Raw genomic sequence first — 15673 nt, 5'->3', positions numbered from 1 at the left:
GGAATAGCGAGAGGGTAGCGCGCTAAAGCGACGCTACATTGTCCAATTTCTGGCCAAAAGTGCAAAAAACGGGCATAGTATACCACCCCGGGCGGGTTAAAGTGAGCCACACCGGGCGGACGAAAGTGAACCACTAAAAAATCGATTCTATTTGTGGGTTACCATCGGTTCTTTTGTAAAAAAGACGATGGCAAACAAACAGATAGATATGCGCAAGGCAAAACAGATTTTCAAATTGTACGGCGAGGGCGCGAGCAAACGGGGCATCAGCAAGCAGCTGGGCCTCTCCCGCAATACCGTAACCAAGTACATCGACTTCTTCAAGCGGTACAAGCTGACCTCCTATGAGGTGTCCGCAATGACCCTGGAGGAGATCCACAGGCTTTTCCGGTCGGACCAAAAGCCCAAGAGCGAACAATTGAAGACCCTCGAGAAGTACTTTCCCTATTTTGACAGGGAATTACGCAGGACGGGTGTTACCAAGCAATTGTTATGGGAGGAATATTACGAGAAGCACCCGGACGGCTTCAAGCTCTCACAGTTCAGGTACTGGTATCGGGAATGGACAAAGGAAGTCTCCCCCGTAATGCACTTTACCCACAAAGCGGGCGACAAGCTATTCATAGATTTTACGGGGAAAAAGCTTGTTATCGTAGATAGACATACGGGGGAGCTACAAGAACTGGAAGTCTACGTATGCGTATTGGGAAGTAGCCAATATACCTATGTCGAGGCCTGTACAAGCCAAAAACTGGAAGACTTCATGCGCTGTACCGAGAACGCCCTTTGGTTTTACGGCGGGGTTCCCCGAGCAATGGTTACGGACAACCTAAAATCGGCAGTTACCAAGAGCAGTCGTTACGAGCCCAAGGTCAACGAGACATTTGCCGATTTCGCCGAACACTACGAAACGGCCGTACTTCCCACAAGGGCTTACAGGCCAAGGGACAAGGCCATCGTAGAGAATGCCGTCCGGATCATCTACACCAGGGTCTTTGCGCCGTTGCGCAACCAGGCCTTCCATTCCGTAACCGAAATCAACAAGGCCATATCGGAACTACTGAAAACACACAATGACAGGTCGTTCAGGGGAAGGGAGTACTCCCGGTACTCGTTGTTCAAGGAAGTGGAACGGCAAGAACTCAAGCCCCTTCCATTGAAGCGGTACGAGATAAGATTCTACGCAAAGGGCACCGTACACAAGAACAGCCACATCTACCTTGGCAAGGACAAGCATTATTACAGCGTACCCTATCGGCACATCGGCAAGCAGATCAAGATCGTCTACACCCATAGCTTCGTCGAGATATACCACAGGCACGAACGCCTTGCCGCCCATACAAGGAAAAGGCAGAAGTACGGGTATACCACCATGGCGGAGCATATGCCATCGCACCATCGGTTCGTCAGCGAATGGAGCAGCGAGAAGTTCATCGCTTGGGCAGGGCATATCGGCGACCATTGCAAGGGATACATCATCGGGATACTCGACAAGAAACAACATCCCGAACAGTCCTATAAGTCCTGTCTGGGCATACTCCACTTGGCCAAGAAAGTAGGAAACCGGCGCTTGGACAATGCCTGCAGGCGCGCATCCGACTATGGGGCATACAATTACAAAATGGTAGAGCGTATCCTGAAAAAGGGGTGGGACGTCCTTGAAGACGACCCACTGGACAACACCGAGGTGCCCGACCATGAAAACATCAGGGGAGGGAACTATTACAAATAATAATCGCTTAACAATAATTAAAAACAAGCATCATGAACGAACAGACATTGGAACAAATGAAACAGTTAAGGCTCCACGGAATGATTAGGGCCTTCAACACCAGCCTCTCGTCCCAGAGCATCGATTACACCAACGATGAACTACTGGCCTACCTTATGCAGTCCGAATGGGACGATAGGCAGAACCGCAAGATAGAACGCCTGACCAAGGCGGCCAGGTTCAGGTACAGTGCCGTAATGGAAGCGATCAACTACACTCCCGAAAGGAACATCGACAAGAACCAGGTGCAACGTTTTGCGTCCTGCGAGTTCATCGGCAGAAAAGAGAACATCCTCATTACGGGGAGCACGGGCGTGGGCAAAAGCTATATGGCCTCCGCCATAGGCCATCAGGCCTGCTCGATGGGCAGCAAGGTCATGTACTTCAATACCGCAAAGCTCTTTACCACGCTAAAGACATCAAAGGCCGACGGTTCATATCTAAAACTGATAGGCAAGCTCGAAAAACAGGACCTGCTGATACTGGACGACTTTGGCCTGAAACCCTTGGACAATATAAACAGGCACTCCTTTATGGAAATAATAGAGGACAGGCACGGAAAACGATCGACGATAATAGCTTCCCAACTGCCCGTAGAGGCATGGCATGAGATAATTGGGGAAAAGACCATTGCGGACGCAATCCTCGATCGCTTGGTGCATACCGCACATAGGATAGGCATAAAAGGGGAATCAATGAGAAAAAAACTAAGGAATAATCATTAATTTTAACACACGAATGAATCGATTTTAAGTACTTCGTTTACACTGCTCACTTTCATCCGCTGTGGGCGGTATACTTTGGCCGCCCTATCCATGCTGAGTACAGGAAGTAGTTTTTCGCTAATCTCGCTTTCTTGTTTGTACTTTTCCACAATCTCTTTTGCCTTTGGCAATAAGGGGATTTTTACCGCTTCATTGGTCTTTTCCCTTTTTGTATGGAGCCAATAATTGCCATCTATGCCAATCAGCAATTGAGTGGGCACCAGTTCTTTTACATCGATATAGGAAAGCCCTGAATAACAACTAAATAGAAATACATCCTTTACCCGTTCGTAGGTTTCACTTTTAAAGGTGGTGTTGGTAATCAGGTCTATTTCTCGTTGACTTAGATAATTTCGTTCGCTTTTTACAAAATTGAGTTTATAGTTCCGAAATGGGTCTTTGTCCAACCATTCCATTTTTACGGCGAGATTGGTCATTTTCATAAGGCGCTCCAAATGTTTCATTGTCCCGTTGTTGGTACAGGTTCTTTGAGCCTTCTTGGGTCTGTAGGTTCTGATGTACTGCTCAAAGTCCACAATAAATCGATAGTTCAATTGAATGAGAAAGATGTCATTGGCTTTCTTTTTATCTTTTAAAAACTGTTTCAGATACTTTTCAGTAGTGGCATAGTTTTTCAACGTACCTGGCTTTAGGGTGATGTGCATGGTAGAATTATGATACGCTACGAGTTCCATAAGGGTCTTGTGCTGTTCGTCTTCACCCAAATAACGTAGTTTGATGGCGTTTGCTGTAATTAGCTTTCGTTCCAAGTGCAATTGTTTATAGGAGTTGAATATCTCCGCGTAAACCTGTTCTAAATAGCCATTGAGTCTTTCAATGTTTGGGGTGTTTCCCTTGGCCCTTCCTATTAAAACATCCCAATTGCACACCGGAATATCTCTTTTTAGGCTAATTTCTGCACGCCTTTGGTTGACCGTAATCCGGATATAGATATCCAGTTTGTCAGGATTGTTTCGCTTTTTTCGGGTAAAGAAGATTACCGCTAAAGTGCTGTCTGTTCGCATGTTGTACGTCTTTTTGTTAAACAATAATGAATTGTAAAGACTACATTTAAATCACCTTATTGCTACTTAAAAGTACAACAAACACTATACCGGTGTGCACACCGAATTGCACACCTATAATGTGCTATTAATTGATATCAAATGATTGCAGAAAAAATGGAAAGCACTGACAATCATACGATTAACAGTGCTTTGATATTGCCAAAAAGGCAGTTCGTCGGGATGACAGGATTTGAACCTGCGACCACACGGCCCCCAGCCGTGTACGCTAACCGGACTGCGCCACATCCCGAAAATGGATTGCAAAAATATAAATTTTAATGACATTTGAGCCTGAAGTTCTACAAATTCAAAAATCTAATTTAGAGGTTTTAGATTTTTCAAACTCCAGATAGGAATTCACGGATTTCAATACAAAAAGCCTCTCGTGCTTCTGCAGAATCATTTGCAGGATTCAATAAAAAATAACCTAGAGTTTGATTTTGACAAAACTCGTCCAGGTTTTTTCCTTTCCAAAGATGATAACTCATCAACAAGGTATTGTAATCTATTTTATATGGTTTATCTCCTTCGCTATATCCGTTAAGATAAAGATTCAATTGAAATATAGAATAGTCAAGATTTTCAGATTCGCAGGTTAAAAAAGAGGGAACAGGCGTAGATTGGTTTTTATCCATTAATTAGCACGTTTAAGAATTAGCCAACTAGACTTCTAGAAACCATATACGGGCAACAGAACTAGTAATACCATTAAAATGGCAGCTTTATATTTCTTTAAATGAACTATTGTTTCTTTAGGTGAATTGAATCTATTGGTTAAATCGTACAAATTCAAATAATAAAACTACAGTACAAGCGTAAATATACTCAAAAACGATTACAATAACTTACCTGTAAAGTGTAAAATGCCCTACATACTGTTGTTTATCTTTGTCATTTGCATTGACCACATACCAGTAGTCTCCAGTTGGCAACTCACTACCCTCATAAGTACCATCCCAACCTTTTACTTCATCTAATATAGCTACTACACGTCCATATCGATCATAGATTTTCACTTCCAAGTTTGGAAAGAAACTACTATTGCCAAGTCTCCAATAATCATTTAGATTATCACCATCCGGGGTAAAGAAATTTGGAATTTCCGGCATTCCGTCAAAATCAAAAGGCATTACTAAATTAGCAACACATCCGTTTTGGTCTCTTACCATTATGGTGATATTGGCATCTTGATTAATTGTAAAAACATTTAACTCTCCAAACGATTCTCCCTGGAAGAAATATTCATATCCTCCAAATCCACCGGTCGCAATTGCTTTAACTTCATTAGGGCCAATTTTTTCTGCTTCTAGAATCAATGGCTCGTATGCATCTATTTCAAACTCCACAAATGTTACGCAACCATTTTGGTGATAAATATAAACGGTATGTTCTCCTGGTGGAAGATCTCCGAACACTCTTTGATCATTTGCCAATTGAATATCATCAACATCCAATGAAAACAGCAGGTTTGGCAATAATGCACTATCCGTAATGGAAACAGTCGCTGTACTATTTGGAAAAATACCATCACAACCATATTGAACTATTGGTTCTGCCATGAGTTCAATACCTATTCCTATTTCAGCAACAATGTTAGTCTGGCAACCATTGGAATCCCTAATGAAAATCACGTAAGTTTCACCCCCTTGAAGTCCATCAAAAAACATTGTGCTGTTTAAGACAAAGTCAGCATCGTCTGCAGAATTCACACTAGTGTAATAAGGCGCGGTACCTCCTGTTACATTTAAAGTTAATGTACCATCCTCATCACCCAAACATATTTCTGGTGTGGTAGAAGCTATACCTGCCAACAATTCCATAGGTTGGGTTATTTCCACAGTTCTGGTTATAGTACAACCTAAATCATCTTGAATGATCACATCATATGTTCTTGGAGATAAATCATTAAAAGTCTTTCTATTTGGATTTGCAGGGTCATCACCTTCAAAGAATTCACTTAATGTATCAGATATTGAATATCTAATTGCACCTGTACCTCCGCTAGCCTCTATTATGATTTGCCCGTTACTATCTCCATGGCATATTACAGGAACCGCTTCTAAGTAATCCAATACCAAAGGTGGTTTTGGCTCAATGACAATTGGTGTAGATATTGCTTCACAACCACCACTCTGCGCATAAACATAATATGTTCCGGGGTTTAGATCTCTGAATATTCCAGAACTCTGAGCTGATCTTACTGTATTGGCCACAGTTGGATTAGGCGGAGTGTTTGAGTTTAATAATGTATATACATAACTACCAATTCCCCCAAAAGCTTCAGAACGGATAATTCCCGTTGCCTCTCCTGCACAATTGATGGTTGCGTTTGTCAAATCCAAAGCAATTACCAAAGGTGCTGCAGGATCCAAAGAAATCTGATTAGAGCTTTCAAATGGGCATCCGTTGGAGTTCTGAACTTCATATTGGAACGGTCCTGGATCTATTGTAATATCAGCCGTTATTTCTATGCTCGTTAAACCAGCTCCAAAAGGTGTAAATGGGTCTGCTGTTCCAGCTCTACGGTAAAAATAATCCACTCCAACTTCGGGGTTTGTTACAGTTAGTTCCATTCTTCCCAAATCTCCACAACCTGGTGGTTGAAGTTCAACCAATTCAGCAATTACAATTTCAGGATCTTGAACTGTAATCGGAACTGTTGTAAAGCTACAATTCCATCCATCAAAAATTGTAATGGTATATTCTCCTGCAGATAAATTAGCGAAAGTAGGGGTAATCTGAAGTCCACTATTTGTCCCATCTGTAATTCTATTTAACTGATACAGGTAATTACCTGGACCTTGTCCCCCCAAAACGTTGTACGTTTCTATAACACCGTTATTGTCATTATTACATGCCAATGGGCTAACCACTTGAATATCCGCTGTAATAGGTGTAGGTAGTGGAAGATTAACCATAGTGCTTTCTTCACAACCTCTAAAATCCCTAATGTTTACAGTATAATTTCCTGTAGATAAATTCTGAAAGATTGGGTTTGTATTTGGGTAATCAACGAGTACTGTGCTACCATCTGGAGCTATCAACTGATATTCATAGGTTCCCCAACCTCCATCTCCTGTAGCAGTAATTTCTCCCAACCCTGGTACATTACATGTAACTTCTGAGGTTTGATTTGCCACAACAGATAATGCTCTATCTGGAGATCTTACAGTAACAATGTTACTGACTACATCACAGAAAGGCGTATCCAAGGCTTCAACATAAACGATAAGGTTACCTGCCGGTAGTCCAGTTATAATTTCGGGGCTATTAATTGGTGCATTGGTATCAAAACCTCCTGTTACACCAGTCGTGGTTTCAACACCAGAATTGTCTCGTGTAAAAACTTCGTAGTTATATGTTCCACTAAAGTTGTTTATTTCTAAGCTGATTTCTCCGTCATTACCGTTAAAACAAGTAACAGGTCTTACCTCAGCAATTACCGCTTCAATATTGTTATACTCTGGCATGTTTACGGTAGTTGTTAAGTAGGAACAACCTCCATTACCAACATCAGTAACAGCAAAAATATAATCACCAGGTGTTGAAATTGGCCAAACGACACGATCCGTACCGGAAGAACTTCTAGCTGGTTCCGAGCCTAACGGCAAAATCTCGACCTCATAATTTCCTGCGCCCTCATTTACAATAACCGTAATGGATCCTGGACTTACTCCTGCTCCTGAAGCATCACAAGTAAGTGGACTAACACTATAACTAAAGGTAATATCCGTAGGTGTATTTATATTGACCGTTGTCATTTCTTCACAGCCATTCTGATCTCTTGCTGTAAGAATAATACTTTGATTGGTCCCATTGTCAATAACTTCAAACGTATTGCTTGTTTGGAAGTTTGTTCCATCAAACTGTGGGGTACCATCATTCATACTATACGTATAAGGACCTGTTCCAGTAGCAGTACCCGAGCCATCTCCATTGGTATCCGTAAAAATGGTAATGGTCGCGGTACTAAATTGGTTACTTGAAGGGTTACAACTGAATTCAGTGTTTATTGCATCAACCTGTAAAAGTGTTGGCTCACTAATAAGAATATCTCCTGAACGATCTGTACATCCCCTATCTGAAACCACTTCTACCTGATAAGTATCTGGTGCTAAATCATCAAATACCGGTGATGCTTGAGGGCCGGCCATTATTGTTGCACTGGCACCATCATATAAAATATAGCTTAAAGGAGTATCTGTATCACTACCTGGTTGTAATTCCACAGAAATAGTACCATTATCAGCTCCATTACATGTAATTTCAGTACTTGGTGTTGCTGTAATAACAGGTGTGTTAACCGTCGAGACATTAACAATGGCCTCATCGGTACATAAGGGTGTGGTATTCGAACTTAAATCAGTAACCAAAATATTATAATCTCCAGGTAATACACCGGTGAATGTATTGGAACTCTGTGCAGCCCCAATATTGGCTAACGTTACAGCATTTCGCAATTGAAATTCAAAATTACCACTACCACCAGTAGTATTTACCGTTATTTCACCATCACCTGCGTTACACGTTGGGAAAGAAGTTGCATCAGCTGTTATGGCGAAAAAATCAAAAACATCTGCTGCTATAGTATCTGTACATCCATTACCATCTCGTATGGTAATCACATAACTTCCTGGATTTGGGACTACAAAATTGACACTGCTCTGAAAACCACTGCCAATATCATACATAAAGGTTTCTTCAGGTAGACCTGAACCAGTAGATAACGGGGCAGTCACGTTAATTTGATAACCACTGGTTGCCGTACATTGATTGATAACATCTATGGCTGGCGTTGGGATTCCAGCTTCCTGCGTTACGGTTGCTGTAACTAGGGCAGTACATCCATTGGCGTCCTGCACATAAAAATCATAATCTGAAGGATAAGGTCCTGGTATTTCAAATGTAGTGTCCGCAACAAAGACCATAGGTGCAGGGTCGCCATTTGGAACATAAGCATATTCAAACGGTGCGGTTCCACCAAAGCCCCTTACCGTAATAAGAGCTCCGGTATTACAAGTAGCCTCTACATTATTGTCAATAACGATGGAAGGCGAACTAAATCCAATAAAAACAAGTGTACTCGCACTACATCCAGTATCGGTATCCGTAACTATAATTTGATAATTGCCAGGTGCCAACCCAGTGAATGTATCATTAAATGGAATTGGTTCTGTTATATATGGTGTTGGACCAGATATAGTAGCTCCAGTATCTGTATTTTGAAGGGTTACCGTGAAGTTTCCTGGATTTAAAGAAATGCCAGAAACTTCATAATCAATTCCTCCACTCCCTGCGACATTACAAGAAGCTGTGGTCGATGTAGCAGTTACAGTTACAGGATTTGGAGCTGTCAAGAAATCTATCTCTTCAATATAAGTACAGCCATTTGCATCCATGACTTCGACAAAGTAAGTCACATTTGGGACCACAAGGCCAGTAACATCGAAAATATCATTATTTACACCTGTACCCAACTGAAATATTGGGTCACCCACCAATCTAAATTCGTAAGGTGCCGTACCTCCACTAGCTTGAACCCTATATGGAAATAATGTATCCGAACATAGTGCTGGTGGTGTATCCAAAGGAGTTAAATCCAATGTGTTTTGATCTATTACTATCTCATCTCTATCCTCACACCCTTGAGCATCTGTAGTTACCACAGTGTAATTACCAACAGGTAGATTTGGAAAGTTAGCAATAGTACTGGCGGTACCCATTGAAGAAGCCACTAAGGTACCGTTCACATCCAATAGAACATAATCAAACGGTGCAACCCCATTAGATAGAGAGGTAGCAATAGAACCTACAATAGGTCCAGATGAACACACTGCAGGGCTAGGGGTTGATGTAGCATTAAGTGCAGCGCTTGCTGCAATAGTGACATTATAAGCCGGACTTACGCAACCTCTACTATCTCTAACCATAAATCCTCCGTGGGTTCCAGGACCATAACCAGAGAAAATATTTTGGGAACTAAATGTCGCTCCGTTATCATTACTATATTCATATGGTGGAACCCCTTGAGAAGTATCAGCAATCACTTCAACAATTCCGCTAGTTGCATCACCACATTGTGTATCTATTCCAACCACTGAACCTGCTATGGTTTCAGGAGGTGTTATGGTTACAATATTTGATTCTGTTGTACATCCTTGACTGTCTGTAATCAAAAACTGATACGTTGTATCTGAAACGATTGAACCATCATTAGGTATACTATATATAAAGGAATTTCCTGTGATGTTATTGTTATCTGATGAATATCCCCCACCATTAATCTGTACCTCATAAATGTCGTAGTTACCTCCAGAGGTATATCCATTGCTAATATTTACTTGAATTTGCGCAGGCGGACCAGCACAATCCAGTTCTTGAATGGTCGTTGCCAATGCAGTTACTTGAGGTTCAATAGTAGCTGTAACTGTATCTCTACAATCGTTTGCATCCACTACTTCTATGCTGTAGTTTCCTGGTGTAAGCCCTGAAAAACTATTGCTTGCACCTAATGCACCTCCATTTATTCTATATTGATATGGCGCAGTACCAGCAGTTGCATTGACCACTAGGGTAGCTGCTGTAAAGTTATCATAACAAAAGTCTGAAGCTCCAGCATCCAATGTCAAAGTTGGGGCTTGTAAAATGGTTAATGTAAAACTATCTGTTACGGTACAACCGTTAGCATCTGTTACACTTACTTGATATAGACCATCCTGGGAAAGATTAGAGAAAACACTCCCATTTTTTGGTCCTCTTGTGGAACTATCTGGTTGCGTTAAAGTATATCGATTAGCTCCCCAGCCACCTACGGTATTAACTCTAACGGCACCGGTATTTCCATTTTGGCAACTCATATCGGTTACATCCAAACTTGAAATGGCAAAGGCTATTGAAGGTTCTTCAATTGTAAGGGTTGAAGTATCCGTACAATTGGTATCTTCATCAGTAACGGAAATGACATAGCTTCCGGCTGCCAATCCGGTCAATGGTACAATTCCGCTATTTTGACCCGTGAACAGTGTTCCTCCATCTATATCATAACTATAGGTAGTGTTAAAACCATCAACTAAGAAACGACCTTCTCCATCAGAATCTCCAACACAGGTGACCACTTTGGTTTGCTGTGCTTGCACACCTATTGAACTGATATCTGTAATCGCGTAGTTCTCATCATACGAACATCCTTCATTATCGGTTACCCTAAACGTGTAGGTTCCAAGTCCCAATCCAGTAAATGTGCTAACCGTTCCGTTGTTTACAGCACTCGCTGCCGGAGCAATGATTTCATGATTATATGGGCCTGTTCCCCCAGTTATGACCAATCCCACGGAAGCCGTAGTAGTAATACAGTCTAAACTGGAAATAGTAAACGCTATATCCGTAGGTTTATCAAGGACGTTAAAAACAATATCCGGTAAGGGCTGAACACACCCATTTGCATCCCTAATCAATGGGGTATAGGTTCCTACTCCTAGATTTGAGAATACTGGGTTTGCACCAAAACCTGCGCCAACACTATATTCGTAAGGACTTGTTCCTCCTGAAACTCCTGAAATAGTGATCTGACCTCCATTTTCATTTGCACAAGTAGGCACTGAATCTGGGGTTGCAGTTGCGCTGATATTTGAAGGCGTTCCTATTGTTCCTACAATTGGTGATGTAGTACAAGTGAAAGAGTCTTGTTCATATCGTAAAACGATATCGTAAGTACCTGGAGCCAAATTGGAAAACACATTACTTGTTTGATAACTAGCTCCATTATCGTTACTATATTCTATCTCATATCCAAATCCACTGGTGACATTTACGGTAATTCTACCATTGTTAGATCCCCCGCAATTGGCATCTTCTTCCGTGATATTAAAAATTGGTGGTGGAATATCTGGTACGTTTACCGAAGCAGTTCGTTGACAACCATTGGCATCTTCTACCAAAATAGCATAGGTTGCGGGAGTTGTTACTGTAAATGATGTGGTGCTCGTATAGGTTGAACCAAATGCCCCGCCGTCTACACTGAAACGATAGGGTGCCGTACCTCCTGTAGTCGTTAAATCCACATCAACGGAAGCAGCTCCACAGCCAAAACTGGCAGAAGCCGTGGCCACAACATCCAGAGGACTAATCCCATTTCCTATTTCAATAGTAGCACCGCCAGTATCCGTTGTAACAGTTTCGGAACAATCATTTGTATCTACTCTTATGCTATATACTCCTGGGCTTACATTGGCAAAAGTATAGGAATCCAATCCATTTGGTCCAAAAGTATCTACAGTTACTCCATTTTTTATCAAACGATAGGTATAAAAACCTGGAACTCCAGAAACTTGAACATCTATACTACCCAACTCGCTACTACATAAAATATCATTGGCAGTAACATCAACAGTGATATCCAAATTTTGAATGTTCACAGTATTTGAAGGGAACAAGCATGCACTGGCAGAAACATTCTTTAAACGCACCCAAACCATATTATTACCGGGAGTGGTAATATCAAAAAATGGGTCGTCTTGGTAAGGTCCTCCAGAGTTATTTAAACTATACTCGTAACCTGCGGGTACATTGGTTACTTCTACCCTACCAGGGTTTCCACAAATAATATCTTCTTTGATCAGCTGCGGATCTAGTGGGTTTAAAGTAGTCTTAAAGTAAAAGAACTGGCCAGAATCAACTCGTACCCTAAATTCGCCTGCAGAATCAAGGCTATATGTTGCTCCTGTGCCAACGGTGTTCCAAGTACAAGCTGCATTAATTGTAGGACAATCATCCACTACTGTAGGTGCACAGGTATTGGGGTCTAATTTTTGCCATTCGTAGCTACTGCCAGATTGGCTTAATGTTAAAGTTCTAATATCACTGGTACCACATAAGAAAAATTTTGCCAAGGTACTACCATCATTGGGGCAGACCACTTCTTCATTGGCCCCTTGGATAATGGTCATGAACATACTGCTACTTGCAGAAAGAAAAGTATTTGTTTTAGCCACTGAATCATCGATGTTAGAAATCGACGAAGCCTCTTCAGTAGAAGGTTCTGAAACGGTCGACACTATTTTTGTAAGTATCGTTTTGACCTCTGTTTTTGCAAGTACCGTGGAACAAAATATTGATATAAATACCAACAACACGGCATAAAGCAAATGCCTTGTTTTTTGAGGAAGCATAGGTTAAGTCTTGTTATGGTAGAATACTTCGGATTTGGGACCTTATATTCTATGATTGTAATTATCTAAACTTATATATTTCTTTTATCTTTCGACTATAAAAAGCCGTAGTTCGTCTATAAATTCTTTTATTTCAACGTTAAATTATGAAAAAAAGTGCGATACTTCCTTATTTTTTCGTTGTAATGCTCACTTCATCTTGTGCTCAAAAATCTGATAAGGGCATAAATCTTCCCACACATGTTGATTTTACTGCTGAACTTGTAGTTTCCGGTATTCAAAACCCTTGGGGCATGGTATTTCTTCCAAATGGGGCTATTTTAATAACTGAAAAGGCAGGGAAACTTCTTCTTTATAAAAGTGGAAAGACCATTGAAATAGACAATGTTCCCAAGGTCTATTTACGCGGACAAGGAGGGCTTTTAGATATTGAATTACACCCCGATTACGAAGAAAATGGGTGGCTTTATCTGTCCTACGCTTCCTCAAATGGCAGCAATAAAGGGGGAAACACAACCATAATGAGGGCCAAGCTATCTGAAAACTCGCTTGTAGAAAAGCAATTACTCTATAAAGCTATGCCCAATACAACCAAAGGGCAGCATTTTGGATCTAGGTTAGAGTTTGACAATGAAGGGTTTTTATACTTTTCTGTGGGTGATAGAGGCAACAGGGATGTAAACCCTCAGGATATTACCAAAGATGGCGGAAAAATATACAGAATACACGATGATGGCCAAATCCCTAAAGACAATCCATTTGCAGATAGGTCAGGTGCTAAAACTGCCATATACAGCTATGGTCACCGAAATCCTCAGGGTCTAGCAAAACATTATGAAACTGGGCAGATATGGGAGCATGAGCATGGACCAAGAGGCGGTGATGAAATTAATATTGTACAAAAAGGGAAAAACTATGGATGGCCAATAATTACCTATGGAATCAACTATAGTGGTACAAAAATTACGGATAAAACTTCAAAAACAGGCATGGAGCAACCTATTTATCAATGGACACCTTCCATTGCTCCTTGCGGAATGACTTTTGTAACTTCGGATAAATACCCTAACTGGAAGGGGAATCTACTTGTTGGTTCCTTGGCCTTTCAATATTTGGAACGACTTGTTATTGAAAACAACAAGGTAGTATATCGTGAAAAATTATTGGATGGCATGGGTCGACTTAGGAGTGTACGCCAATCACCTGATGGTTTTATTTACGTTGGAATTGAAGGAAAAGGAATTTATAGAATAACGCCCAACTAGTCGCCGGACAATATAAAAACTACTTCATTTCTTCTATTGCACGTTTTACGGAGCCGTATTTTTTTAATGCTTTTTCCGCATCGTTATAGTCCAAACCAAGCTCTTCTACTAAATATCGTGTACCGCGATCTACTAACTTGGTATTGCTCAATTGCATATTGACCATCTTGTTTCCCTTTACCCTCCCAATCTTTATCATTAATGCCGTGGAAATCATGTTTAAAACAAGTTTTTGACTTGTGCCACTTTTCATACGGGTACTTCCAGTCACAAATTCTGGACCTACTTCAACCTCAATGGGGATATCGGATTCTACCGCTAATGGGGAACCAGGGTTATTGGTAATACCGGCAGTTAACAAACCATTTTCTTTAGCCTCTCTAATTCCTCCCAAAACATAAGGCGTAGTTCCAGAAGCAGCAATGCCAATTATGACATCTTTTTCATCTACATCAAACTTCTTTAAGTCCTTCCATGCCTGCAGTGTGCTATCTTCAGCAAACTCAACAGCTTTTCTTATGGCATCATCACCACCTGCTATTAACCCTATCACTCTATTGTAGGGCATACCATAAGTTGGAGGTATTTCGGAAGCATCCAAAATTCCTAGACGACCACTGGTCCCTGCTCCAATATAAAACAAGCGTCCCCCTTTTAAGAAACGCTCGGCAGCCAAATCCACAAGTTTGGTTATTTGTGGAATGACCAAAGCAACCGAATCGGCTATTTTTCTGTCTTCTTTGTTGATACTATCTAAAATGGTACTGGTATCCATTTGCTCCAAATTGTCATAATTTGAAGGATTCTCTGTGATTTTCTTATAATTCATTTCCATTACAAAAGATGAATCTCTTGGTTTCTAAAGAGGTTTAAAAGGTTATTGTTGGGATCTAATTCCGTAATCATCGTATTAATGGCATTAATATCACAGGTTTTATATCGGTGTTGGGAATTTAATTTTTCAGATATCGACAAAAGTACAGTTTTTTTGGAAGCCTTGATTATTGCTTTTTTAACTTGAACAATATCCCAATCAAATTCGGTTAATCCGTACAGGGAGTCTACATAGCCTGTTCCTATAAAACTATAATCCACTCTTATTTCTGATAATTGGCGGATTGTACCGGGCCCTATAGATATTTGCGAATCTGGTGAAATTTCTCCTCCAATGAAAATAACTTTCACATTAGGCTTTGCCAATAACTCCATTGCTACAGGGAGACTCATGGTAAAACAAGTTAATTTAATATTCTCTGAAATTTGTCTTGCCAATTCAAGACAAGTAGTACCGCCATCAATGAACACTACTCCTCCTTCCTTGAGCATCGATACCGCTTTTTCAGCAATCTTCGTCTTTTCTTCAAGAGCATAAATATTGGTGTTTCTAACTGTAGAGTTGGTAAAACCCAAAGAAACTGCTCCTCCATGCACTTTACGAAGTTTATTTTCACTATCAAGTTCCTTTACATCCCTTCTGATGGTATCTATTGAGACATCCAATATTTCAGCAATATCAGTCAATAACACCTTGTTATGCAGTGCCACTTCATTTAAAATAACATGTTGTCGTTCTTCTTTTAACATAAAAGATACATTAAGACAATGCTCATCGGGGCAAATATATGAAAATATTCGCCAT

General features: G+C 40.8%; 9 protein-coding genes and 1 tRNA gene. 4 read left to right on the top strand and 6 right to left on the bottom strand.

Annotation, left to right across the window (positions count from 1 at the left end; all coding sequences use genetic code 11):
* Positions 1 to 187: 187 nt before the first annotated feature.
* Complete coding sequence (gene istA, locus LV704_RS15275) at positions 188 to 1732, top strand: IS21 family transposase (protein ID WP_163424037.1); 1545 nt, start codon at positions 188 to 190, stop codon at positions 1730 to 1732.
* Between the two features lie 32 nt (positions 1733 to 1764).
* Positions 1765 to 2496: an IS21-like element helper ATPase IstB gene (istB, locus tag LV704_RS15270; RefSeq protein ID WP_163424036.1), complete on the top strand. Its 732-nt coding sequence runs from the start codon at positions 1765 to 1767 to the stop codon at positions 2494 to 2496.
* 2 nt (positions 2497 to 2498) lie between these two features.
* Here istB and LV704_RS15265 read toward each other — a convergent pair whose 3' ends face one another.
* From LV704_RS15265 to LV704_RS15250, 4 genes are all read right to left on the bottom strand, one after another.
* Positions 2499 to 3560 carry a site-specific integrase gene (locus tag LV704_RS15265; RefSeq protein ID WP_163423136.1) on the bottom strand — a complete coding sequence of 354 codons (1062 nt, stop codon included), beginning with the start codon at positions 3558 to 3560 and terminating at the stop codon, positions 2499 to 2501.
* Positions 3561 to 3777: 217 nt separating this feature from the next.
* A tRNA-Pro gene (locus LV704_RS15260) sits at positions 3778 to 3852 on the bottom strand.
* Between the two features lie 88 nt (positions 3853 to 3940).
* Positions 3941 to 4237, bottom strand: coding sequence for a hypothetical protein (locus LV704_RS15255; protein ID WP_163423135.1), 297 nt, complete (start codon positions 4235 to 4237; stop codon positions 3941 to 3943).
* 210 nt (positions 4238 to 4447) lie between these two features.
* Entirely contained in the window at positions 4448 to 12547 is an 8100-nt protein-coding gene (locus LV704_RS15250) for a T9SS type B sorting domain-containing protein (RefSeq protein WP_233782061.1), read from the bottom strand.
* Here LV704_RS15250 and LV704_RS15245 point away from each other — a divergent pair.
* Both LV704_RS15245 and LV704_RS15240 read left to right on the top strand, forming a co-directional pair.
* Positions 12546 to 12740 (top strand): hypothetical protein, encoded by a 195-nt coding sequence (locus tag LV704_RS15245; protein WP_233782060.1) that lies wholly within the window; start codon positions 12546 to 12548, stop codon positions 12738 to 12740. The genes LV704_RS15250 and LV704_RS15245 overlap by 2 nt on opposite strands.
* A gap of 175 nt (positions 12741 to 12915) precedes the next feature.
* Entirely contained in the window at positions 12916 to 14034 is a 1119-nt protein-coding gene (locus tag LV704_RS15240; protein ID WP_163423133.1) for a PQQ-dependent sugar dehydrogenase, read from the top strand.
* Between the two features lie 19 nt (positions 14035 to 14053).
* On the opposite strand, the gene LV704_RS15235 is transcribed toward LV704_RS15240, so the two are convergent.
* Together LV704_RS15235 and LV704_RS15230 are read right to left on the bottom strand one after the other, a co-directional pair.
* Positions 14054 to 14863, bottom strand: a complete 810-nt coding sequence (locus tag LV704_RS15235; protein ID WP_163423132.1) for an N-acetylmuramic acid 6-phosphate etherase — start codon at positions 14861 to 14863, stop codon at positions 14054 to 14056.
* A 5-nt stretch (positions 14864 to 14868) separates the two neighbouring features.
* Positions 14869 to 15618 carry a DeoR/GlpR family DNA-binding transcription regulator gene (locus LV704_RS15230; protein WP_163423146.1) on the bottom strand — a complete coding sequence of 250 codons (750 nt, stop codon included), beginning with the start codon at positions 15616 to 15618 and terminating at the stop codon, positions 14869 to 14871.
* Between the last annotated feature and the right edge of the window lie 55 nt (positions 15619 to 15673).

It is taken from the genome of Flagellimonas sp. CMM7, from assembly GCF_021390195.1.
Taxonomy (GTDB): domain Bacteria; phylum Bacteroidota; class Bacteroidia; order Flavobacteriales; family Flavobacteriaceae; genus Flagellimonas.
Note: the sequence above shows the minus strand (reverse complement) of the source record. Positions and strands in the feature narration are given on the sequence as shown.